This window comes from Anaerotalea alkaliphila, from assembly GCF_010179735.1.
GTDB lineage: Bacteria > Bacillota > Clostridia > Lachnospirales > Vallitaleaceae > Anaerotalea > Anaerotalea alkaliphila.
The window spans coordinates 1-24,235 of the sequence record NZ_JAAEEH010000030.1; the positions used below are offsets into that span (position 1 = coordinate 1).

Here is a 24,235-nt window from a genome sequence, read left to right on the forward strand (position 1 = left end):
ACCTTTCTGATAGCGGCCACCTCGATGTATTGTATTTTGTCGCATGAGGTTCATTGTACACCATGACCGGAAGTGGGACATAATCATTTGCGTTACAATAGGACATTATCATATGTGAATCAGACCTTTAAAAAAAAGGATGAAATCAAGGATTGACATTTATATAGGCCTATGATAAACTTGTTGAAGTTTAAGCGGAAACAGGATGGAACCCGAGAAGTACGGAGGAAGCAGATGCTGATCATAAGCCGGTTTTATACCTATGCGACGCATGGGGAGAGTACGGAGCAAATGAATTTGGAGCAATAGACGGATGGATTAAGAACGTTCTTAATACATTTGTTTATTGCTTTTTTAATGGAATGGAGGTTTCTGGATGAAGATACGGATAGCGAACGGACGCGTGCTGGACCCGGCCAACAACAGGGACGAGGTCGGGGACGTGTACGTCCTGGAAGGGACCATCGTGGACAGGGAGGCCTGGGAACAGGCGGACGGCCAGGAGGAAGTGCTGGAAGCCGGCGGATGTTGGGTGGTGCCGGGCCTGATCGACCTGCATGCGCACCTGCGGGAGCCGGGATACGAATACAAGGAAACCATAGCCACAGGCACCAGAAGCGCAGCCAAAGGAGGCTTTTCCACCGTATGCCCCATGCCCAACACCAAGCCGGCAACGGACTCCAAAGGGATGGTGGAGCTGGTGCTGGAGAAGGCCAGGACGGAAGGAGTGGTCCATGTGCTCCCCGTGGGGGCGGTGACCCTTGGACAGGAAGGGAAGGCGCTGGCGGACTTCGCAGCCATGAAAGAGGCGGGCATCTGCGGCCTCAGCGAAGACGGACGCTCGGTCCTGGACGCAAGGCTGATGCGCCAGGCGCTTGCGGCTGCCCGGGAACTGGACATCCCCATGCTTTCCCATTGCGAGGACGAATCCCTGGCCAGGGGGGGATGCATGAACGAGGGGGTCGTCTCCAGCCGCTTGGGATTCCAAGGAATCCCCGGGGAGGCGGAAGACATCATTGCGGCCAGGGACATCATCCTGGCCCACAAGGCCGGCGCCAGGCTGCATCTGTGCCATGTGAGCACAAAGGAGAGCGTGGCCATCATCCGGGAAGCCAAGAGGATGGGCGTGCAGGTGACGGCGGAAGTCTGCCCACACCACTTCACCCTAACGGAGGAAGCGGTGGACGGCGTGGACGCCAACACCAAGATGAATCCGCCCTTGCGGACCAAGGCGGACGTGGACGCCCTGCTGGAAGGCCTGTCCGATGGAACCATCGACGCCATCGCCACGGACCATGCGCCCCACAGCGAAGAGGAAAAGGCCTGCGGTTACGCCAAGGCGGCCAACGGGATTGTGGGATTCGAAACAGCCGTCCCTCTGGTGGTGACGGAACTGGTGGAGAAGGGGATCCTGGATGCGGCCGGCCTGGTGCGGGCCATGAGCCTGCGCCCTGCCAGGATTCTGGGCAGCGACAAGGGGACCTTGGGTGTCGGCAGGATGGCCGACATCACCATCATCGACCCCCAGGCGGAATATGCGATCGATGCGGAAAGCTTCGCGAGCAAGGGAAGGAACACCCCCTTCAACGGAAGAAGGGTGCGCGGCAAGGTCATGGCCACCCTGGTGGCGGGGAAGACCGTCTACAGGGACGCCGAGCTATAAACCAAGCACAACCCAGGAGGTTAAGATGAGAATCATAGACGAGCTGATCGGAAAAATAAAGGAAACAGGAAACCCTACGGTCGTTGGACTGGACCCCCGTCTGGACTACATTCCAGCCTTCCTCCGGGAAGCGTCCTACGACAGGTTCGGGAAGACACTGGAGGGGGCGGCGCAAAGCTTCCTTGACTTCAACAAGGCCATCATCGACGAAATCCACGACCTGGTGCCTGCGGTGAAGCCCCAGGTCGCCATGTACGAACAATACGGAGCCGAAGGCATCCGGGCCTACATCGACACCATCCGCTATGCGAAATCAAAGGGTCTGGTGGTCATCGGGGACATCAAGCGGAGCGACATCGCCTCCACCGCGGAGGCCTATTCCGACGGGCACATCGGCCAGGTGGACGTGGACGGCCAGGCCCATACGGTATACCGGGAGGACTTCATCACCCTCAACCCCTACCTGGGGGTGGATTCCATAGAGCCCTACCTGGGGAACTGCGACCGGTTCGGAAAGGGCCTGTTCATCCTGGTAAAGACCTCCAACCCCAACAGCGGGGAATTCCAGGACCTTCTGGTGGACGGCAGGCCGCTGTACGAGATCGTGGGAGCCAAAGTGGAGGCCTGGGGGGAGAAGCTCCTGGGGGCGAACGGCTACAGCAGCGTGGGCGCCGTGGTGGGCGCCACCCACAGCCAGCAGGGGATCGAGCTTCGGAAACTCATGCCCAGGACCTATTTCCTGGTGCCCGGATACGGCGCCCAAGGTGCGACCGCAGAAGACCTGGCGGGATGCTTCAACAAGGACGGACTGGGAGCCATCGTGAACTCCTCCCGGGGAATCATCGCCGCCTACACGAAGAAGGAATACAAGGCGGACTTCTCCGAGAAGGATTTCGCCAAGGCAGCCAGACAAGCGGTCATTCACATGCGGGACGACCTGAACAGGGTCCTGTAGACAAGGGAGGAAGAAGCAGCGTGAAAATCAAGGCACAACTGATTTTGGAGAACGGCACCATTTTTGAAGGAAAAGCATTTGGCCATGTGAAGGAAACCGTCGGGGAAGTGGTTTTCAACACCGGCATGACAGGATATCAGGAGATCCTCACGGACCCCTCCTATTACGGACAGATTGTCACCATGACCTACCCGCTGGTGGGCAACTACGGCATCAACCTGGACGACATCGAATCCGACAGCGTGAAGGTGAAGGGATTCATCGTCCGGGAAAACTGCGACCAGCCCAACAACTGGCGCTGCGAATTCGAGCTGGACGAATATCTGAAGCGGAACAAGGTCATCGGCCTGGAAGGCATCGACACCCGGGCTCTGACCAAAATCATCCGCAACCACGGAACCATGCGTGGGATCATCACCGTGCGGGAACTGACGGATTCCCTGGTGAAGACCAAGCTGGAGGCGTACAGCAACACCAATGCGGTGCGGGAGGTCACGCCTGCGGCCAAGAAGGAAATCGCCGGCGAAGGCATCCATATCGCCATGATGGACTTCGGCATGAAGAACAACATCGTACGCTCCTTCCAGAACAGGGGATGTAGGATGACGGTCTTCCCGGCAGGAACCAAGGCGGCGGAGATCCTGGACGCGGATCCGGACGGCGTATTCCTCTCCAACGGCCCCGGAGACCCCAAAGACCTGATGGATGTGGTGGAGGAAATCAAGGCGATGGTGGGCAAGAAGCCCATCACCGGCATCTGTCTGGGACACCAGCTCCTTGCCCTGGCCCTGGGCGGAGACACGGAAAAGCTGAAGTTCGGGCACCGGGGAGCCAACCATCCGGTCAAGGACCTGCACACGGGCCGGGTCATGATCACTTCCCAGAACCACGGATACGTGGTGAAGCAGGAAGGGCTGCCGGAAGGGGTGGAAATCACCCATCTGAACCTGAACGACCAGACAGTGGAAGGCTTGCGCCATGGGGAATACGGCATCTACAGCATCCAGTTCCATCCGGAAGCCTGTCCGGGACCCCATGACACGGACCCCATTTTCGACGAATTCATTGAAGTCATCCGGAACTTCGGATTGAAAGGATAGGTGGAAAGATGCCAAAAGATACAAGCATAAAAAAGGTACTGGTCATCGGCTCCGGCCCCATCGTCATCGGCCAAGCGGCGGAATTCGACTATTCCGGGACACAGGCTTGCCAGGCGCTTCGGGAAGAAGGCGTAGAGACCGTACTTGTGAACAGCAATCCGGCCACCATCATGACCGACAAGGAAGTTGCGGACCATGTGTACATCGAACCGCTGACCGCCGCCTTTCTGGAAAAGGTCATCGCCAAAGAGCGTCCGGACAGCGTCATCGCCGGCATGGGCGGCCAGACAGGCCTGAACCTTGCAGTGGAACTCCATGACAGCGGCATCCTGGAAAAATACGGGGTCCGGGTGATCGGCACCCAGATCGAGGCCATCAAGGAAGGGGAAGACAGGGAAGACTTCAAGAACCTGATGCTCCGGATCGGCCAACCGGTCATCGAAAGCAAGATCGTCACGGACATGGACGAAGGGGTGGAATTCGCAGCCCAGATCGGCTATCCTGTGGTGGTCCGCCCCGCCTACACCCTGGGAGGGTCCGGCGGCGGCATCGCGGAAGACAAGGAGGAGCTGAAACAGATCCTGGCCCAAGGGCTCCAGCTCAGCCGGGTAGGACAGGTGCTTCTGGAGAAATCCATCAAGGGATGGAAGGAAATCGAGTATGAGGTCATGCGGGACAGCGCCGGGAATTCCATCACCGTCTGCAACATGGAGAACATCGATCCGGTAGGGGTCCATACAGGCGACAGCATCGTGGTGGCCCCGTCCCAGACCCTTTCCGATGTGGAATACCAGATGTTGCGCAAGGCCTCCCTGGACATCATCAACGCCATCGGCATCGTGGGCGGCTGCAACGTGCAGCTGGCCCTGAATCCCGACAACTACGAATACGCCATCATCGAAATCAACCCCCGGGTAAGCCGGTCCTCCGCCTTGGCCTCCAAGGCCACAGGCTACCCCATCGCCAAGGTGGGGGCGAAGCTGGCCCTGGGATACCGGCTGGACGAGATCCAGAACGCGGTGACCAAGAAGACCCAGGCCTGCTTCGAACCGACCCTGGACTATTGCGTCGTCAAAATCCCCAAATGGCCTTTCGACAAGTTCAGAAGGGCAAAGAAGACCCTGGGGACCAAAATGATGGCCACCGGCGAGGTCATGGCCATCGGAAACACCTTCGAGGCCGCGCTGCTCAAGGCTGTCCGTTCCCTGGAAATCGGCCAGTACAGCCTCCAGCACAAGAAGGCCGCCACCCGGGACATGGACGAGCTGAAGAAGCGGGTGCAGGTGCCCGACGACGAGCGGCTGTTCGACTTGGCGGAGCTCCTGCGCCGGGGATACAGGATCGACAAGATCTGCAGGATCACGGGCATGGACCCCTTTTTCGTGAACAAGATCAACAGGATCGTGGAAGAGGAGGAAAGGCTTAGGAGCGCCAAGCTGGAGGATATCGACATAGAGTGGATGCGTTCCCTGAAGAAGAAGGGATTCTCCGACAAGGCCATCGCGGACTTCGTGGGATGCAAGCCTGTGGAAGTCTACAACCTCCGCAAGGCCTACAAGGTCAGCGCCGTCTTCAAGATGGTGGACACCTGCGGAGGGGAATTCGAGGCCGTCTCCCCCTACTACTACTCCACCTACGACGAGTACGACGAAGTGGAGGTTTCCGACAGGAGGAAGGTGCTGGTCATCGGTTCAGGCCCCATCCGGATCGGACAGGGAATCGAATTCGACTACTGTTCCGTACACGGAATCCTGGCCCTGAAGAAACAGGGCATCGAGACCATCATCGCCAACAACAATCCGGAAACCGTCAGCACGGACTTCGACACGGCGGACAAGCTGTATTTCGAGCCCCTGACGGAAGAGGACGTGCTCAACATCATCGAGAAGGAAAAGCCGGAAGGGGTCATCCTGCAGTTCGGGGGGCAGACCGCCATCAAGCTGGCCGGATTCCTGGACGAGATGCAGGTGCCGATCCTGGGCACCAAGCCCCGGCAGATCGACGAAGCGGAGGACAGGGAAAAGTTCGACGCCCTCATGGAAGAGCTGGACATCGCCCGTCCAAAGGGGAAAGCGGTCTGGAACATGGAAGAAGGCTTGAAGGAAGCGGAAGCCTTGGGATACCCTGTCCTGGTCCGTCCCTCCTACGTGCTGGGAGGCCAGGGTATGGAAATCACCTACAACGAGGCGGAATTGGAGCGATACCTCTCCCAGGCCTTCGAAAGGGACAAGAAGAATCCCGTGCTCATCGACCGGTACCTGATCGGCAGGGAAATAGAGGTGGATGCCATCTGCGACGGGGAAGACATCCTGATTCCGGGCATCATGGAACATCTGGAGAGGGCCGGTGTCCACTCCGGAGACAGCATCTCCATCTATCCGCCCCAGAACATTTCGGACCAGATCAAGGACAAGATCCTGGAGTACACGGAAAAGATCGCCATCGCCTTGAAGGTCTCCGGCATGATCAACATCCAGTACATCGAATACAAGGGGGAGCTCTTCATCATCGAGGTGAACCCCCGGTCCTCCCGTACGGTCCCCTACATCAGCAAAGTCACCGGCGTGCCCGTGATCGAGCTGGCCACCCGGGTCATGCTGGGAGAGAAGCTGTCGGAAATGGGCTACGGGACGGGCGTCTACAGGGATGCGGAAAAGGTCGCCATCAAGGTTCCCGTGTTCTCCACCCAGAAGCTGCCGGACGTGGAAGTCAGCTTGGGACCTGAAATGCGCTCCACCGGAGAAGTCCTGGGCGTGGGCAAGACCTTCGAGGAGGCCCTCTACAAGGGCTTCCTGGGAGCGGGGATGCAGATCCCAGGCACCAAGGGAACCATCCTGGCCACCATCAAGCCCTACGACCAGGAGGAGTTCGTTCCCATCGCCAAACGGTTCACGGAGCTGGGCTACCGCTTCGTGGCCACCGAAGGAACCGCCCGTGTGCTTAGGGACAACGGAATAGCGGTGGACACGGTGAAGAAGATCAGCGAAGGGGTACCGAACATCCTGGACCTGATCCGCAGCGGCCTGATCACCATGGTGGTGAACACCCCCACCAAAGCCAACGATTCCACAAGGGACGGGTTCGGCATCCGCAGGGCGGCCATCGAGGCCAGCGTGCTGGTGCTGACCTCGCTGGACACGGTCAAGGGCATCCTGGACATCGTGGAGGCGGACATGAAGGAAGAGGAAATCGCCATCTACGATATGGGAATGCGGCAGGAATAAAAGGAGGCAAACCATGTGCCATGAAAAAAACGCGCGGATCCCGTGCACGATCATGAAACACAAGGCCTTGGCGGAAGGCGTCTACGAGCTGGTGCTGGAAGCCCCGGGCATCGTGGGGGAGGCGAAAGCCGGCCAATTCGTGAACCTGTACTGCAAAACCGGCGGAAAACTCCTTCCAAGGCCCATCAGCATCTGCGAGACGGACAGGGAGGAGGGGCTCCTGCGCCTGGTCTATGCGGTGGTGGGCAGCGGAACCAGGGAGATTTCCGGGTATCCGGAAGGAGACCAAATCGAGGTCATGGGTCCCCTGGGGAACGGCTACACCCTGGACCAGGGAGCGCGCCATGTGCTGGTGGGAGGCGGTGTGGGCACTCCGCCTTTGGTGGAGCTGGCCAAGCGCCTCTCCGGCGAGAAGGTCATCTACCTGGGATTCAGGACCCAGCCCTATCTGGTGGAGTCCCTCCGGGAATATGGTCCGGTCCATGTGGCCACCGACGACGGCAGCCAGGGACACAAGGGAACCGTGTTGGAGCTGATGGAAGAACACCAGGTCACAGGCGGCATGCTCTATGCCTGCGGCCCTACCCCCATGCTCCGGGCGGTCCAGGCCTATGCCCTCGCAAAAGGGATCCCCTCCCAGCTCTCCCTGGAGGAGCGCATGGGGTGCGGCTTCGGCGGCTGCGTCGGCTGTGTCTGCAAGGTGCGGGCGGAAGGCGGGGAAGGCTTCGCCTACAAGAAGGTTTGCAAAGACGGACCTGTATTCGATGGAAAGGAGGTCCTGCTGACATGAGGATGGAAGTGGAAATCGCCGGCGTGCGATTGAAAAACCCGGTAACCACCGCCTCGGGCACCTTCGGTTCCGGGAGGGAATACGAGCCCTATGTGGACATCAACCGGCTGGGGGCCGTCATCGTCAAAGGGGTCGCCAACAAGGAGTGGCTGGGGAATCCGGCACCCCGGATTGCGGAGACCTACGGGGGGATGCTGAACTCCGTGGGACTGCAGAATCCCGGTGTGGATGCCTTCATGCTGGAGGACATCCCCTTCCTGCGCAGGTTCGACACCAAAATCGTCGTGAACATCGCGGGCAGGACCGTGGAGGAATACTGCGAGGTGGTGGAGAAGCTCCGGGATGCGGATGTGGACATGCTGGAACTGAACATCTCCTGCCCCAATGTGAAGGAGGGCGGCGTGGCTTTCGGAATCGACCCGAAGATGGCGGAACTGGCCACAAGGGAAGTCAAGAAGGTCGCCAGACAGCCCCTGGTGGTGAAGCTGAGCCCCAACGTCACGGACATCGTCGAAATCGCCAAGGCGGTGGAAAGCGGAGGGGCGGATGCCGTTTCCCTGATCAACACCCTGATCGGCATGCGTATCGACGCCCGCAAGAGGAAGCCTGTGCTTGCAAACAAGATCGGAGGGCTTTCCGGGCCTGCGGTGAAACCCGTGGCCCTGCGGATGGTCTACCAGGTGGCCAAGGCGGTGGACCTGCCGGTGATCGGCCTGGGGGGCATCATGACCGGAGAGGACGCCATCGAATTCATGATGGCGGGGGCCACAGCGGTTTCCGTGGGGACCGCCAACCTCCTGGATCCGGGGGCTACCATGCGGATCCTGGACGAAATGGAAGCTTTCCTGCAGGAAAACAACATCCGGGACATCCGGGACATCATCGGTGTCGTGGAGTGACCGGGCATAGATTGGGAGGGGTATCGGATGGAACAGTATAAGAAAGACTTCATCGAATTCATGGTGGACAGCAATGTCCTGACCTTTGGAGATTTTGTGACAAAAAGCGGCCGCAGGACCCCTTTCTTCGTGAACACGGGGAATTACCGCACGGGAAGGCAGCTCAGCCAGTTGGGGGAATACTACGCCAAGGCCATCAAGGAGAATTTCGGAACCTCCTTCCAGGTGCTGTTCGGCCCCGCCTACAAGGGAATCCCCCTGAGCGTGGCCACGGCCATCGCCCTGAGCGGTTCCTACGGGGCGGACGTCTCCTACTGCACGAACAGGAAAGAGGAGAAGGACCATGGGGACGTGGGGGTGCTCATGGGAGCCAAGCTCAAGGATGGGGACAAGGTGGTCATCATCGAGGATGTGACCACGGCGGGAACCTCCATCTACGAGACCATGCCGATCCTCAAGAGCGCCGCCGACGTGCAGGTGCAGGGACTGATCATTTCCGTAGACCGGATGGAACGGGGCCAAGGGGAGAAGAGTGCGCTGAAGGAGCTGGAGGCGCATTTCGGTTTCCGGACCTGCGCCATCGTGACCATGGAAGAAGTGGTGGGCTACCTGCACAACCGGCCCATCGACGGAAAGGTCCACATCGACGACCAGATCAAGGCAAGGATCGATGAATACTACGCACAGTACGGGGCACGCGCCTAGGCCCCGAAGGCAATGCAATGCCGCACAGGAGGGACCGGCACCCGGATCCTTCTTGTGTGGCATTTTTTCTGGAACTCTAGTATAATTGACTCAGACGGACCATCGGTTGAGGGAAGGGAGGATCCACCATGAAGCAAAGACATCTGAAAGGTTTTTTGGGCACGCTGCTCCTGACGGTCAGCGGCGTACTCACCGCATCCTACTATTTTTACAGGAAGGCTTTCGGCAGGAACAGGAAGAAGTTCATGGACAGGGACGAAGCCCTGCAGGACATGCGTACGGAGGCGAAATGGGAATTGGGGAAGGAATGGCTGGAACGGCAGCCCTATGAGGAAATAGCCGTCGAATCCTACGACAGGCTGCGTCTGAAGGCGACCTGCCTGGAGAGTTTCTATCCCAGCAACCGCCATGTGCTGCTGGCCCACGGATATGGCTCCACAGCCAAAGGGATGGCCGTATTCGCCAAGTTCTACCACGAGGCCCTGGGCTTCAACGTGCTGATGCCCGACAACCGGGGGCACGGGAAGAGCCAGGGGCATTACATAGGCTTCGGATGGCATGACAGGAAGGACATCCTGGCATGGATCGATTTCCTGGTCCAGAGTTACGGCCAGGACATCGAAATCGTCCTCCACGGCATTTCCATGGGAGGAAGCACCGTGCTCATGGCGGGAGGGGAGCCTCTGCCGCCCCAGGTGAAGTGCATCGTTTCCGACTGCGCCTACGACACGGTGGACCACCTCATGGGATACCAGCTGAAGCGCATGTACAAGGTGCCCTATTTCCCCATCATCCCCCTGGTGAGCCTGATCCTGCGCATCAAGGCGGGATACGGGATGAAGGATGCCAACGCCCTGAAGCAGGTGCGCAAATGCCGGCTTCCCATCCTGTTCATCCACGGTGGGGACGACAGGTTCGTGCCCACGGAAATGGTGGGCAGGCTCCACGATGCCGCGGCGGGGGAGAAGGAGCTGCTGATCATCGAGGGGGCCGGCCACGCCATGGCGTATTGGAAGGACCCCGTACAGTACAAGAACAGGGTGGCGGCTTTCGTGAAGAAATACATACAACCCCGGGAGGAAGAGAAGTGAACAGGAAGGACTACAAGGAACTGCAGCGGGCATACCCCCGCTTCCTCTATGAAAGCTTCGGCTTCGGTGTGGAGGACGGGGAGGCGGTCTGCAGGTTCCGATACAGGATAGAAGGGGCAGGGGAGCCGGACGTGGTGTTCAACCACCGGATTTCCTACGGATTCCAAGGGGAAGGGGAGGAGCTGGAGCGGCGCCTGTCGGGTATGGAAGGCCTGGTCTTCCATATCGGCCTGATGGAGAGCATCAACTATTGGAAGACCACCTGCTCCAGGGAATTCCGGGTGCAATGCGGACACTTGTCCCCGGAGCAGGCCCTCTGGTGGAAGAAGCTCTTCTACCACGGGCTGGGGGAGTTCATCTATCTGAACGGCCTCCACAAGGAAGCCGGCGTGGACCAGGAGAACTTCGTGGAGTTCGTCTCCGACAGGGAGGCGGACGTCCGGGAAGTGCCGGTCCTGGCCCTTTCCGGAAACCTGATCCCCGTGGGGGGAGGCAAGGATTCCGTGGTCACGCTGGAGCTGCTGAAGGACCGGAAGGAGGAGAACCTCTGCTTTGTGATGAATCCCCCCCAGGCGGCCTTCGACTGCATCCGGGTGGCAGGTTACGAGGGATGGCTTTTGGCCCGCCGCACCTTCGACAGGAAGATGCTGGATATGAACAGCCAGGGATTCCTGAACGGGCATGTGCCCTATTCCGCCATCCTGGCCTGGGCATCCGTCTTGGGGGCTGTGCTGGCAGGGAAGAGGCACATCACCCTCTCCAACGAGAAAAGCGCCAACGAGCCCAGCGTGCCTGGTACGGATTTCAACCACCAGTACTCCAAGAGTTTCGACTTCGAATGGGATTTCAACCGTTACCTCCACCGGCACGTGCTGGAGGGAGTGGAATACTTCAGCCTCCTGCGGCGCATGTACGAGCTGGAGATCGCTCGAAGGTTCGCGGCCCACACCGCCTACCATGGAGTGTTCAGGAGCTGCAACCGGGGGAAGGGGTCCAACAGCTGGTGCGGACACTGCCCCAAATGCCTCTTCGTGTTCATCATCCTGGGCCCCTGGATGTCCCTGGAGGAGCTCCATGGGATCTTCGGGAAGGACCTGCTGGCAGACGAAAGCCTGTCCAAGGAGCTGCTGGAGCTGCTGGGCCTGGGAGAGACCAAGCCTTTCGAGTGCGTGGGGACCGTCGCGGAAGTCCGGCTGGCCATGAAGCGGCTCTATCTCCGGCATTACAGGGATGGGGAGAGAAAGGGCCTGCCGGCCCTGATGGCCCTTTTCCTGGAGAGGATGGAGCTGGACGCCATCGGGGAGCTTCCCGGGGAGGCGGCGGGGGAGGACTTGATCCCCCCGTATTTTGAAGAACTGCTGAAGAAGGAGCTGTAGGATGCCGACGGACAGGATTAGGGAAAGAGTCAGGGAAAAATACCAGGGGAAAAAAATCATCATCCTGGGCTTCGGCCGGGAAGGCAGGTCCACGTACGCGTTCCTGCGGAAACATCTTCCGGAGCAGACCTTCCACATCATGGACAGGGACCCGGAACAGGCGGCGGCAAGCCTTCCCCCCGGGGAAGGGCATGCGGTCGTGGTCCCGGCGGGGGATTACCTCGTTTTTCCGGAGGATGCGGACTACATCTTCAAGACCCCGGGAATCCCCGGGAAGCTCCTGGACAGCCATGGGGCCAAAGGGGAAAGGACCTCCCAGATGGACGAGTTCCTCCGGTTGCTGGGGGAGAAGGTGGTGGGCGTGACCGGCACCAAGGGGAAAAGCACTACGGCCACCCTTCTGCACAAGACCCTGCAGGCCTACGGGTTCCGGACGGAGCTGGCGGGCAACATCGGCAGGCCGGTGCTGGACCTGGTGGAGGAAGCCGGTTCGGTGGATTGGTTCGTGGCAGAGATGAGCAGCCATCAGCTGGAGGAAACCAGACATTCCCCGGCGATGGCCATCCTGCTGAACGTTTTCGAGGAGCATCTGGACCATTACCGCAGTTACGGCCACTATGTCGGTGCAAAACTGAACATCGCCCGTTTCCAGAAGGAACAGGACTGCCTGGTCTACGGATGCGACAGCCGGACGCTGAAGGAGCATCTGGAACCCCTGCAGCCCTCCCTGGCCGGCAGAATGCTGGCCTTCGGACGCAGGGAGAACAACAGCCTGGATGCGGACGGCGTGTTCCTGGAGAAGGACGGAAGCATCCGCTTGCGGCTGGGAGGAGGGGAGAGGGAGCTGTTCGGTGAGGCGCCCCCGTCCCCCCTTCCCGGAATCCACAGCCTCCTGAACAGCCTGGCGGTCCTGGCCATCCTCCAGGCCATGGGACTGGAGGACCCGGAGCCTTTCCGGAAGACGTTGGAGAGGTTCGAGGGGCTGGAGCACCGGCTGGAGCTGGTGGGGGAATATGGAGGCATCCGCTTCTACAACGATTCCATCTCCACCATCCCCCAGGCCACCCTCTGCGCCGTGGAGGCCATCCCCGGCGTGGAGACGGTTCTCCTGGGAGGCATGGACCGGGGCGTGGACTACGGTGTGCTGGAGGCATTCATCCTGGAGCGGGCGGACCTGAAATGGATCTGCCTGCCCGAAACCGGCCATGCCATCGCCGACAGGCTGCTTAAGCTCCATCCCCAGGCCGGGGACCGGATCCGGAAGGTGGGGGATTTGGGGGAAGGGGTGGCCCTGGCCTACGGATGGACCACTGCCGGCAAGGCCTGCCTGCTCTCCCCTGCGGCGGCCAGCTACAACACATTCAAGGATTTTACGGAACGCGGGAATTTTTTCAAGGCAAAGGTGCGGGAACTGGGCTCCAAGGAGCCGGACAGTTCAGGGAAGGAAGGATCGGATTGATAGAGGTCGGAAGGACACAGACATTGGAAGTGGCGAGATTGGCGACCATGGGGATTTTTTTGAAGGAAAAGGAAGGAAAGGCGGAGGATGCGGTCCTGCTTCCAAAGAACCAGGTGCCCGAAGAGGTCGCCGTCGGCCAGATGCTGGAGGTGTTCGTCTACAAGGATTCCCAGGACAGGGCCATCGCTACCAGGAAGACCCCCCGGCTTACCCTGGACTCTCCGGCGGCCAAGCTGGAGGTGGTGGACAAGACGGAGTTCGGCGCTTTCCTGGATTGGGGTCTGGAGAAACATCTTTTCCTGCCCTACAAGCAACAGACGGAAAAGGTGAAGTTGGGGGACCAGGTGCTGGTTTCCTTGTATGTGGACAAGAGCGGACGGCTCTGCGGAACCATGGACGTCTATGACCTGCTGCGGGATGACAGTCCCTACAAGGTGGACGACATGGTGGAGGGTACGGTGCATGCGCTGAAGGACTTCGGGGCCCTGGTGGCCGTGGACAACCTGTACCACGGGATGGTGCCGGACAGGGAGGTCCATGGGAACCTGGCCTACGGGGAGACCCGCTCCTTCAGGGTCACCAAGGTCAGGGAAGACGGCAAGCTGGACCTGAGCCCCCAGGCCAAGGCGCACATCCAGATGGACGCCGACAGCAAGACCATTCTGGAGGTCTTGGAGCACCAGGACGGATTCCTGGCCTTGACGGACCAGAGCTCTCCGGAAGAGGTCGCCCGGGAGCTGGGGATGAGCAAGAAGGCGTTCAAACGGGCTGTGGGGAAGCTTTACAAGGAGAAAAGGATCCTCCTGGAGGACCGTGGAATCCGGCTGGTTTCCCCGTAAAATTTCCGGTTGCGCTCCAACGTGAAATGGGCTATAATGAATTGTTTTATGATTCGAGACAGCCAGAATACGTTAGGAGGGTTAACACACATTGAAAATTGAAAGGTTTATCAGCACGCCGGATTGGGAAAAAGTCAAGGAATTTTCCGTGGGAAAGGAGACTCCTTTCCTGGTGGTCAACGTGGACACCATCAAGAAAAATTATCAGGAACTAAAGGAACATTTCGAGCATGCGGACATTTACTACGCCGTAAAGGCGAACCCCAGGGTAGAGGTCTTGGAAGCCCTGCGGGACAAGGGGTCCTCTTTTGACGCGGCCTCCATTTATGAGTTGGACAGACTTTTTTCAATCGGAGTTGAACCAAGCCGGATCAGTTACGGAAACACCATCAAAAAAAGCGCGCACATACGATACGCCTATGAAAAAGGAATTCGCCTCTTCGCCACAGACAGCGAAAGCGACCTTAGAAATATAAGCGAACATGCACCCGGGTCAAGGGTGTTCATCCGGATGCTGGTGGAGGGGGCGTTGTCTGCGGACTGGCCGCTGGCAAGGAAATTCGGGTGCAACCTGGACGAGATCCGCCACCTGATCTCCCTGGTGCGGGAGGAGAAGCTGGACGTGCAAATCTACGGCCTTTCCTTCCATGTGGGGTCCCAGCAGAGGAACATCATGATGTGGGACTATGCCCTGCTCAAGGCCAAGGACATCTTCGACTGGGCCTTGGAGGAGGAAGGGATCCAGCTGGAAATGATCAACATGGGCGGAGGGTTTCCTTCCAACTATGTGGTGGAGGCGGACCCCATCGGAACCTACGCCGCGGCGATCGAGGAGTCCCTGGACAGCCATTTCTACGAAAAGAGGCCAAGGATCATCCTGGAGCCCGGCAGGTCCATGGTAGGCAACGCCGGCGTCCTGGTAAGCGAAGTGGTTCTGGTCTCCAAGAAGAGCCATTTCGAGCACTACCGCTGGGTCTATCTGGATGTGGGCAAGTTCAACGGCCTCATCGAGACGCTGGACGAATGCATCAAGTATCCCGTCTTCACCGACAAGGAGGAGGAGGAGAAGGAGGAAGTGATCATGGCAGGCCCCACCTGCGACAGCATGGACATCATGTACGAGGACCACAAGGTCAGCCTTCCCCTTTCCCTGCGGGAAGGGGACAAAGTCTACTGGCTGACCACGGGAGCCTACACCAGCAGCTATTGCGCGGTGGAGTTCAACGGCTTCCCCCCCATGAAGACCTACTGCATCTGAGAAAAAGGAAAGTCCCGGATCGGGGCCGGTTGTCGGCCCCGAATCCGGGACTTTTTTCATTCCTCCAGCGTGCAAGTGTTCCTGCTGGCATATTCGTCGATCAGGGTCTTGTAGATCTGGAGGGCGCTTTCTCCAAAATGTTCCTTGGACATGGACTGGACGATGGCATAGGCGTTGTCCGCCATATGGCTGGTGAATTCCTGGTTGTCCAAGGCGCTTCCCAGGGCCTTGAGGAGGCCTTCCCCGTCCTGGAAGAGATGGCCGGAAAGCCCATGCACCACCACGTCCCGGATGTTCTCGTCCTCGAAGACCACCACAGGGAGGCGGCTGGCCATGGCTTCCAGGATGGTCAGCCCTTGGGTTTCCGTACTGGAGGCACTGACGAAGAGGTCCGCCATGCTGTAGTAATAGGACACCTCTTCCCAGGGGACGCTGCCCGTGAAACGGACCACGTCCTCCAGCCCCAGTTCCCTATGGAGTTGGACCAGCTTTTCCCGGTAGGGGCCGTCCCCCACCACCACCAGTCGTACATGGGGGTGGGTCTTTTGCAGAAAGGCGAACTGGCGTAGGGTCAGCTGCACGTTCTTCTCCTCCGAGACCCGGCCCAGGGACAGGATGACCCTGTTCTCGGGGGTCAGGCCCAGTTGGCGCCTGATCTCCTGGATCCGGGGGTGGTCGGGGGATGTCCGCTGGAAGTTCTGGATATTGATGCCGGTGGGCAGGACGAAGATCCTGTTCTTCACGCCATAGCGTTCCAAGGCTTCCTTGGTCTTGGCGGAAGGGGCGATGAGGGCGTTGAACTTCTTCACATAGACCTTGCTGCCCCGGATGATCAGTTTCTTCACCACACGCTTGCCGGGCTTGAAGTTCAGGACATAGTGGGTATAATCCTCGTACATGGTATGGTAGGTGTGGAGCACCGGGATGCTCAAGGCCCGGGCCATGTATTTCCCGAACAGGCCGATGGAAAATTCCGTATGGGTATGGATCACGTCCAGGTCCAACTTCTTGACCCGGCGGTAGGCCCTGGCGAACAGGGGTACCGCGACCCGGAACTCCTTCCACCGCGCAAAGGGAAGGGAAGGGATCCGAATGATGTCCTCCTCCTCGTCCTGGTGGCCGGGCACCTTTACGGTGATGATGGTCACCTTGTGTCCCCGCTTGACCAGTTCGTCCCGGAGGATCATGACGGAAGTGACCACCCCATTTATTTGCGGGTAATAACAATCAGTGAAGATGCCAATGTTCAAAGGCTTCCACCTCGCTTTCTGCAGATGTCGTCTTCCCTATTATATAGCATCTTGCCCAGGATTTCCTCAATTATTTTTTTTTGTGGGGAATTGGCCCGGCAGCAGGTTTGCCTATCCGGCCCGTTTTTGATACAATGAAGGGAAATAGGAAAAAACAGGAGGTGCGGAAGATGAACTATTATTGCCCCAAATGCGGGAATGTTTTGGAGAAGGTGGAAGGCTGCGGCAGCGTTTCCTATCTGTGCGACCATTGCAAGGAACTGGTTTCCAGGTCGAAGGTCGTCTCTGAGGAAGAGCATGCAGCCAAGGCCAAGGCCAAGGAACAGGAACAGAAGTGAGGAGGGAAGCCTTCCGGCTGACGATGCCCATCCTCCTGGAGCAGGCTTTCCTTATGCTCATGGGGGTTGTGAATACGGTCATGGCCGGGAGGCTGGGCAGGGAAGCGGTGTCCGCCATCGGCATGATCGACTCCCTGAACAACATCGCCATCACTTTCTTTTCCGCCCTGGCTGTGGGCGGAACGGTCGTGGTCGCCCAGAGTCTGGGACGCCAGGACCCCCAGCAGGCCCGGAGGGCGGGACTCAACTCCGTGGCGGCAGGGGTTGCCCTGTCCATCGGAATCACCCTGGTGCTGGCGTTGTTCCGCAGGTCCCTGGTCCTGTCCGCCTTCGGCCAGGCGGAGCCCCGGGTGATGGCATACGCTGTGGAGTACTTCACCATCACCCTATTCACCTATCCCCTGATGGCGCTGCTGTCCATGGCCTTCGGCATCCTCCGGGGGTCGGGGAACACCAAGGCCCCCATGAAGATCAGCCTTACCATGAACGTCTTCAACGTGGTCCTGGGCTACCTTCTGATTTTCGGACTGCACCTGTCCAACCCCCATTTCAACCTGGGGATACCGGGACTGGGGGTCCGGGGGGCGGCGTTGGCCATCGGAGCGGCCCGGACCCTGGGCGCCCTGTTGGTGGTGCTGGCCCTGGGAAGGGACTTCTTCAAGGGGAAGAGGGGAACCGTGCGCAATTTCCGTTTCCACTCCGGCACCCTGGTGGATGTCTTCCGGATCGGACTCCCGGCAGGACTGGAGTCCCTCCTGTTCAACGGGGGCAAGCTGGTGACCCAGGTGTTCGTGGTGGGGATGGGAACCGCGGCCATCGCATCCAATGCCATCGCCAGTTCCATGTTCGGCCTGCTGAACATACCCGGAACGGCCATCAGCATCGCCGCCACGACGATGGTGGGAAGGGAGATCGGGCGCAAGGACCCGGAAAAGGCAAAGCGGATCCTGACCTATCTGGTCAAGACCTGCATGGTGGTGCTGCTGGGCATCTGCATGCTGATGTTCCCCTTCTCCCGGTTCCTGGCATCCATCTACACGGAGGACAGGGAAGTCGTGGAGCTCACGGGAGGGCTGGTCCGGAGCGCGGCGGTGGCGATGCCCCTGCTTTGGGCGATGTCCTTCATCCTCCCTGCGGGCTTCAAGGGCAGCGGGGATGTGCGCTATACCCTGCTGGTTTCCGTGGTGGGCATGTGGATGTTCAGGATCCTGGTGGGATATCTCTTGGCCATCCCCCTGGGGATAGGGGTTTTGGGGATCTGGCTGGGCATGTATGCGGACTGGCTGGTCCGCGCCGTGCTGTTCGCCCTCCGTCTGAAGAACGGGAAGTGGAACCAGTCTGGAGGATGAGGCTCCAGACGAGAAAAGGGGCTGCGCAACGGCCGGTGCGCAGCCCCTTTCATATGCTGATGAAGGAAAACCCTCAAGGGGCGAGGATCTCCCGGATGGCTTCCAGCAGCAGCCGGTTGTCTTCCGCCGTCAGGAAGCAGAAACGGAAGAACCGGTCCCCCAGGAAGGGGAAGCTGGAGGCGTCCCGGATCATCCTCTTCCTCTGGATCAGGGCGTCGAACAGGTCCTGGGACGTGTGGGCTTCGTCCAGGATCTTGACCAGGATGAAGTTGGCCATGGGGGCGTAGGCCTTCACGAAAGGCCAGCCGGACAAGGTGCGGTAGACGGCCTCCCGCTGGGTGGAGATCAGTTCCCGGGTCCGCCGGATGTATTCCGTGTCCTGGAGCATCAGTTCCCCGGCATAGGCGGCCAGGGCGTTGATGGTCCAGGGGTTCTTGGCATTGTTGATCTTCTGGAGGTACTCCTGGTTGCCGCAGACCCCGTAGCCCAAGCGGAGGCCGGGAGCGGCGAAAAACTTGGACACCCCCCGGATGATCAGCACGTTGTTGTAGAATTCCGTCAGGTGGACCGCGGTGTAGGCGGCCAGGTCCTCCACGAATTCGATGTAGGTTTCATCCACCAGGACGAAGATGTCCAGCTCCTTGCAGCGGTCCAGGATGGTGCGGAGACGGCTGGCGCTCAGGGCGGTGGACGTGGGGTTGTTGGGGTTGCACAGGACCAGCAGGTCCAAATCCTCCGTAAGATGCTGGAGGAAATCCTCCACATCGATCTGGAAGTCGTTCTCCTCCAGGAGGCGGTAATAGCGGGTGGAACCTCCTCCCAGGAAGATCTCCCGCTCGTACTCGGAGTAGGTGGGGCCCAGCACCAGGGCCTTCTGGGGGGCCACCACCTTGATCAGCAGGCTGATGATTTCTGTGGAGCCGTTCCCCACCAGGATGTTGGCGGGATCCACCTCCAGATAGCGGCCCAGGGCAGCCCGGAGGCTGGTGTATTCCCTGTCCGGATAGGAGGCGATGAGGGCAATCTGTTTGGAGAGCTCCGTAAGGAGCAGGGGGGAGAGCCCCAGGGGATTGACGTTTCCGCTGTAGTTGACGATTTCGGACTGGGGAATCCGGTAATGGGCAGCGATTTTCTCCAGGTCGCTGCCGTGGAAATGCTGTTTTGTACTGGACATGGTGCCTCCTTCTGGCTGATGGGATGGAGCTGTTCCGGGATTCGCGCTGTTCCCGACGCCGTCGGGAACCTTGTTTGCGGCAGACGGGCATGGGGTAGGGCAAACGGGCTGTTTTCCCCATTATAGCCGGTATCCGGGGGAAAATCCAGGGCCGTTTCCGCTTTTTTCAGGTTCCCTTCCCGAAAGGTCTTGACATCGGTGTCCAGATTGTTTACATTTGAAGTTGCGAAGTCGATTGAAGGAGTGCTTATGTATATTTTAGGTTTGATCGTTTTTGTCGTCGGATCCATCTTGTTTCTGGGTTCGCGCTGGATGTTCAGGAAGCAGGAGAAGCAGTTCCTCCAGGGAAGGTATGGGGAGCGGGACGGTTCCCAGGAGTTCCTGGACCTGCTGGCGAGGGGGATGCTTACCATCAAGATCGTAGGCGCCGCCATGGTGGTGGCCGGTGTGCTGGCCATGCTCCTGGCGTCGCTAAAATGATAGAAACATGTCTGTAGGAGGAAACCATGGGTAGAGAATTGGAGAAGACGTACCATCCGGCGGGGATGGAGGATCGTTTGTATGGGGAATGGGAGAAGCAGGGATATTTCCATGCGGAGCCCAAGGAAGGCAAGGAGCCTTATTGCATCGTGATTCCGCCCCCGAACATCACGGGACAGCTGCACATGGGCCATGCCCTGGACAATACGCTGCAGGACATCCTGATCCGATGGAAGCGGATGGAGGGCAAGGAGGCTTTGTGGCAGCCGGGTACGGACCACGCCAGCATCGCCACGGAAGTGAAGATCGTGCAGAAGATGGCGGAGGAGGGGCTGGACAAGGAAACCTTGGGCCGGGACGGTTTCATGGAAAGGGCTTGGGAATGGAAGGAAGAGTATGGCGGTGTGATCATCGACCAGCTGAAGAAGCTGGGAGCTTCCTGCGACTGGGAAAGGGAGCGGTTCACCCTGGACCAAGGATGTTCGGACGCCGTTCTGGAAGTGTTCATCCGCTATTATGAAAAGGGATACATCTACAGGGGATCCAAGATGATCAACTGGTGCCCCGTCTGCCAGACCACCATCTCCGACGCGGAAGTGGAGCATGTGGAGAAGAACAGCCATTTCTACCACCTCCGGTACAAGATCGCGGGAGAGGAGGGGTACCTGGAACTGGCCACCACCCGGCCGGAGACCCTCCTGGGGGATACGGCGGTGGCGGTGAATCCCGGGGACGAACGGTATGCGGCCCTGGTGGGCAAGAAGGTCGTCCTGCCCATCGTGAACAAGGAGATCCCCATCATCGCCGACGATTACGTGGACCGGGAGTTCGGCACCGGCGTGGTGAAGATCACCCCCGCCCACGACCCCAACGACTTCGAGGTGGGACTGCGCCACAACCTGCCCCAGGTGAACGTCATCAACGACGACGGTACCATCAACGCCATGGGAGGCGAATATGAAGGCCTGGACCGCTACGAGGCCCGGAAACGGATGGTGGCCCGGCTGAAGGAAGAGGGGAACCTGGTCAAGATCGAGGACCATGTGCACAATGTGGGCCTCCACGACAGATGCGACACGGTGGTGGAGCCGCTGGTGAAGCAGCAGTGGTTCGTGCGGATGGATGAGCTGGCCAAGCCCGCCATCCAGGCGCTGAAGAGCGGTGAGCTCCAGTTCGTACCGGAACGGTATGGGAAGATCTACCTCCATTGGCTGGAGAACATCCGGGACTGGTGCATTTCCAGGCAGCTCTGGTGGGGGCATAGGATTCCCGCCTACTACTGCCAGGAATGCGGGGAAATCGTGGTCTCAAAGGAAATGCCCCAAGCCTGCCCGAAATGTGGCGCAAGCCGTTGGAAACAGGATGAGGATTCCCTGGACACCTGGTTCAGCTCCGCCCTGTGGCCCTTCTCCACCCTGGGATGGCCGGAAGCCACCAAGGAGATGGAGTACTTCTTCCCCACCAACGTCTTGGTTACGGGGTATGACATCATCTTCTTCTGGGTCGTCCGGATGGTGTTCTCCTCCCTGGAATTCACGGGGAAGGTGCCCTTCAAGACCGTGTTCATCCATGGGCTGGTCCGGGATGCGGACGGCAGGAAGATGAGCAAATCCCTGGGTAACGGCATCGATCCACTGGAGGTCATCGGACAGTACGGAGCGGATGCCCTGCGGCTTGCCCTGGTCACCGGAAACTCCCCGGGAAACGACATGCGCTTCAACCTGGAGAAGATCGAATCCAGCAGGAACTTCGCCAACAAGATCTGGAACGCATCCAGGTTCATCCTGATGAACCTGGGGGACGAAGAACCGGAAGAGGTGTCTCTGGAGTCCCTGACGCCGGCGGACAAGTGGATCCTTTCCAAAGCCAATAATCTGGCCAAGGAGGTCACCGACAACATGGACCGTTTCGAACTGGGGCTGGCCGTGGCCAAGCTCTACGACTTCATCTGGGACGAGTTCTGCGACTGGTACATCGAAATGGTGAAACCCAGGCTGTACCAGGGGGAAGGGGAGACGAGGGAAGCGGCCCTTTGGACCCTGAAGACCGTCCTGGTCCAGTCCCTGAAGCTGCTCCACCCCTATATGCCCTTCGTGACCGAAGAGATCTTCAAGACCATCCAGAGCCAGGAAACCTCCATCATGGTTTCCTACTGGCCGGGATTCAGGCCGGAATGGGATTTCGCAAAGGAAGAGGCGGAAATCACCCTGCTGAAGGAAGCGGTCCGCAGCGTGCGGAACGTGCGTGCGGACATGCAGGTCCCCCCTTCCAGGAAAGCCAAGGTGCATGTGGTCTCCGAAGACGCGGACATCCGCAGGATCTTCAGGGAAGGGACGGTGTTCTTCGCCAGCCTGGCATCCGCCAGCGAAGTGGAAATCCAGGAGGACCGGACCGGCATCGATGAGGACGCCGTTTCCACCATGATTCCCCAGGCGGCCATCTACATGCCCCTGGCGGAACTGGTCGACATGGAGAAAGAAGTGGCCCGCCTGGAGAAGGAAGCCGGAAAGCTCCGGCAGGAAGTGGAGCGGGTGTCCAAGAAGCTGGCGAACCAAGGTTTCACATCCAAAGCCCCGGCCCAGGTGATCCAGGAGGAGAAGGACAAACAAGCCAAGTACGAACAGGTGCTGGAGCAGGTGTCCGCCCGTCTGGAACAGTTGAAGAAGAAGCTCAAATAGGAAGAAAAGGGAAGGGGGCTGCAGCACCGATCGGTGCCGCAGCCCCCTTCCCTTTTCGCATCAATCCGTCACCACATCCCCGTAGCGGGTAAGGGTGGCTTCCACCTGCATGATCTCTTCCGACCGGACAAGCCCGATGGTGACCTTGTCTCCGGCCTTGTAGGAACCAAGGGCCTCGAACAGCCGCTCGGAGGAGGTTATCCTCCTGTTGTCCAGGGAGTAGATCACATCCCCCACCTGGATGCCGGCCGTCTCCGCGGCGCTTCCCGCATAGACGCTGGTGACGTACACGCCGAAGGGCATGCCGGTCTCTCCGTAAAGCCCTTCATTGATGTCGGAAATGCCGACCCCCAGGAAAGGACGGTCCGCATTCAGCACATAGGCCGTATCCTGTCCGCCGCCGGTCTCGATGATCTTCTCCACCACCGGCAAGGCGGTGTTGCTGGGGATGGCGAATCCCATCCCTTCCACGGTGGCGTCCACATACTTGGCGGTGTTGATCCCGATGACCTCCCCGTACCGGTTCACCAGGGCCCCGCCGCTGTTGCCGGGGTTGATGGCGGCATCGGTCTGGATGAAGTCCACAGCGTCATTGTCCACGAAGACCTGGCGGTTCTTGGCGCTGACCACGCCGGTGGTGATGGTGTTGCTGAACTGCTTGCCCATGGGGTTTCCGATGGCCACCGCCAGTTCCCCCACCTCCACCTTGTCGGAATCCCCGAAAGCGGCCACGGTGATCCCGTCCGCCAGGGAGGCGTCCGCCGATTTAAGGTCCTCCAGGGAGACGGAAAGCACAGCCAGGTCGATTCTGGAGTCGAAGCCGATCACCTTGGCCTGGATGTCCTGCTCCGTATTGAAGGAAACGGCTACGGAAGCGGCCCCGTCGATGACGTGGTGGTTGGTGATGATCAGGACCCGGTCCCGGTCCACACTGTAGATGATGCCGGAACCTGTGCCCACGCTGGAACGCCCGGACTCGAAGAGGAAGGGGTTCCGGTTGTTCTGGAAGGTGCTGGTGATGGTCACCACCGAGGGCCCTACGGTTTTGGCGATGGCGGTCACCGGCGTGCCCTCGGAGGATTCGGTCAGGATAGGCTGCACCTGGTTCACGGAAACAGAACCGGTTTCCTCCAGGTCATATCCCAGGAGGCCGCCCACCGTTTGGGCAACCTGTTCCCTGAAGTAGATGGCGGTTACATAGCCGCCCCCAAAGGTGAGCCCCGCAAGAAAAAGCACAAGCAGGAACAGGGCGGTCCTGCGCAGCCAGCGGAAGCGTGCGGGTTCCGGTGCGGCGGGAGGGGGGGCTTCCGGCAGGGTCCTCCACTCCCCGTCGGTGGTTGTATGGACGACGCTGTCGTCTCTGGGTTCATCCGCAATTCCATCGGTGGTTCTCTCTGGTTCGATGGGGTCGTTGTACATAAGGATCCCTCCTTGGATCGTCGATTGTTTTCCTACAGTTACAGTCTAAGGGAGTTGTGTGGTGATTCCATGATGAACAGGTGGCGCTTTGATGGAAAAAATATGAACAAAATATGAACGTGCCGGGGAGGAGGGATTGCATGGGGGTGGAATTCATGCTATGATGGCCCAAAGAAATCGGAGGAGGC

At 59.4% G+C, this 24,235-nt stretch carries 19 protein-coding genes; 16 read left to right on the forward strand and 3 right to left on the reverse strand.

Going from position 1 to position 24,235, the window contains the following annotated elements:
* The first annotated feature begins 376 nt into the window (after nucleotides 1-376).
* From GXN74_RS10565 to GXN74_RS10620, 12 genes are all read left to right on the forward strand, one after another.
* Nucleotides 377-1,663, forward strand: coding sequence for a dihydroorotase (locus tag GXN74_RS10565; protein ID WP_162370908.1), 1,287 nt, complete (start codon nucleotides 377-379; stop codon nucleotides 1,661-1,663).
* 31 nt (nucleotides 1,664-1,694) lie between these two features.
* Nucleotides 1,695-2,618 (forward strand): orotidine-5'-phosphate decarboxylase, encoded by a 924-nt coding sequence (pyrF, locus tag GXN74_RS10570; protein ID WP_162370931.1) that lies wholly within the window; start codon nucleotides 1,695-1,697, stop codon nucleotides 2,616-2,618.
* Nucleotides 2,619-2,644: 26 nt separating this feature from the next.
* On the forward strand, nucleotides 2,645-3,718 hold the full coding sequence (locus tag GXN74_RS10575; protein ID WP_162370932.1) for a carbamoyl phosphate synthase small subunit: 1,074 nt from the start codon (nucleotides 2,645-2,647) through the stop codon (nucleotides 3,716-3,718).
* Nucleotides 3,719-3,726: 8 nt separating this feature from the next.
* Complete coding sequence (gene carB / locus GXN74_RS10580; RefSeq protein ID WP_162370909.1) at nucleotides 3,727-6,942, forward strand: carbamoyl-phosphate synthase large subunit; 3,216 nt, start codon at nucleotides 3,727-3,729, stop codon at nucleotides 6,940-6,942.
* Nucleotides 6,943-6,955: 13 nt separating this feature from the next.
* Nucleotides 6,956-7,732 carry a dihydroorotate dehydrogenase electron transfer subunit gene (locus GXN74_RS10585; RefSeq protein WP_162370910.1) on the forward strand — a complete coding sequence of 259 codons (777 nt, stop codon included), beginning with the start codon at nucleotides 6,956-6,958 and terminating at the stop codon, nucleotides 7,730-7,732.
* Entirely contained in the window at nucleotides 7,729-8,631 is a 903-nt protein-coding gene (locus tag GXN74_RS10590) for a dihydroorotate dehydrogenase (protein WP_162370911.1), read from the forward strand. Before GXN74_RS10585 ends, GXN74_RS10590 begins: the two co-directional genes overlap by 4 nt.
* A 27-nt stretch (nucleotides 8,632-8,658) precedes the next feature.
* A complete protein-coding gene (gene pyrE, locus GXN74_RS10595; RefSeq protein ID WP_162370912.1) occupies nucleotides 8,659-9,336 on the forward strand; it encodes an orotate phosphoribosyltransferase in 678 nt (225 codons plus the stop codon).
* Nucleotides 9,337-9,464: 128 nt separating this feature from the next.
* Nucleotides 9,465-10,427, forward strand: a complete 963-nt coding sequence (locus tag GXN74_RS10600) for an alpha/beta hydrolase (protein ID WP_162370913.1) — start codon at nucleotides 9,465-9,467, stop codon at nucleotides 10,425-10,427.
* On the forward strand, nucleotides 10,424-11,803 hold the full coding sequence (locus tag GXN74_RS10605) for a MurL-like N-terminal domain-containing (RefSeq protein ID WP_162370914.1): 1,380 nt from the start codon (nucleotides 10,424-10,426) through the stop codon (nucleotides 11,801-11,803). Before GXN74_RS10600 ends, GXN74_RS10605 begins: the two co-directional genes overlap by 4 nt.
* A 1-nt stretch (nucleotide 11,804) precedes the next feature.
* Nucleotides 11,805-13,262 (forward strand): UDP-N-acetylmuramoyl-L-alanine--D-glutamate ligase, encoded by a 1,458-nt coding sequence (murD, locus tag GXN74_RS14540; RefSeq protein ID WP_162370915.1) that lies wholly within the window; start codon nucleotides 11,805-11,807, stop codon nucleotides 13,260-13,262.
* Nucleotides 13,259-14,101 (forward strand): CvfB family protein, encoded by an 843-nt coding sequence (locus GXN74_RS10615; RefSeq protein WP_246208680.1) that lies wholly within the window; start codon nucleotides 13,259-13,261, stop codon nucleotides 14,099-14,101. The genes murD and GXN74_RS10615 overlap by 4 nt, the downstream gene beginning before the upstream one ends.
* A 91-nt stretch (nucleotides 14,102-14,192) precedes the next feature.
* Nucleotides 14,193-15,359: a type III PLP-dependent enzyme gene (locus GXN74_RS10620; RefSeq protein WP_162370916.1), complete on the forward strand. Its 1,167-nt coding sequence runs from the start codon at nucleotides 14,193-14,195 to the stop codon at nucleotides 15,357-15,359.
* 56 nt (nucleotides 15,360-15,415) lie between these two features.
* Here GXN74_RS10620 and GXN74_RS10625 read toward each other — a convergent pair whose 3' ends face one another.
* A complete protein-coding gene (locus GXN74_RS10625) occupies nucleotides 15,416-16,609 on the reverse strand; it encodes a glycosyltransferase family 4 protein (RefSeq protein WP_162370917.1) in 1,194 nt (397 codons plus the stop codon).
* Nucleotides 16,610-16,779: 170 nt separating this feature from the next.
* Between GXN74_RS10625 and GXN74_RS10630 the strand changes: the two genes are divergently transcribed.
* Both GXN74_RS10630 and GXN74_RS10635 read left to right on the forward strand, forming a co-directional pair.
* Complete coding sequence (locus GXN74_RS10630) at nucleotides 16,780-16,947, forward strand: YfgJ family double zinc ribbon protein (protein ID WP_162370918.1); 168 nt, start codon at nucleotides 16,780-16,782, stop codon at nucleotides 16,945-16,947.
* Nucleotides 16,944-18,296 carry an MATE family efflux transporter gene (locus GXN74_RS10635; protein ID WP_212505780.1) on the forward strand — a complete coding sequence of 451 codons (1,353 nt, stop codon included), beginning with the start codon at nucleotides 16,944-16,946 and terminating at the stop codon, nucleotides 18,294-18,296. Before GXN74_RS10630 ends, GXN74_RS10635 begins: the two co-directional genes overlap by 4 nt.
* A 73-nt stretch (nucleotides 18,297-18,369) precedes the next feature.
* Here the strand turns inward: GXN74_RS10635 and GXN74_RS10640 are convergent, their stop codons facing one another.
* Entirely contained in the window at nucleotides 18,370-19,470 is a 1,101-nt protein-coding gene (locus GXN74_RS10640; protein WP_162370919.1) for a pyridoxal phosphate-dependent aminotransferase, read from the reverse strand.
* 249 nt (nucleotides 19,471-19,719) lie between these two features.
* Between GXN74_RS10640 and GXN74_RS10645 the strand changes: the two genes are divergently transcribed.
* Together GXN74_RS10645 and GXN74_RS10650 are read left to right on the forward strand one after the other, a co-directional pair.
* Nucleotides 19,720-19,950, forward strand: coding sequence for a hypothetical protein (locus tag GXN74_RS10645; RefSeq protein ID WP_162370920.1), 231 nt, complete (start codon nucleotides 19,720-19,722; stop codon nucleotides 19,948-19,950).
* 26 nt (nucleotides 19,951-19,976) lie between these two features.
* Nucleotides 19,977-22,628, forward strand: coding sequence for a valine--tRNA ligase (locus GXN74_RS10650; protein ID WP_162370921.1), 2,652 nt, complete (start codon nucleotides 19,977-19,979; stop codon nucleotides 22,626-22,628).
* Between the two features lie 60 nt (nucleotides 22,629-22,688).
* Here GXN74_RS10650 and GXN74_RS10655 read toward each other — a convergent pair whose 3' ends face one another.
* Complete coding sequence (locus tag GXN74_RS10655; RefSeq protein ID WP_162370922.1) at nucleotides 22,689-24,047, reverse strand: S1C family serine protease; 1,359 nt, start codon at nucleotides 24,045-24,047, stop codon at nucleotides 22,689-22,691.
* Nucleotides 24,048-24,235 lie beyond the last annotated feature (188 nt).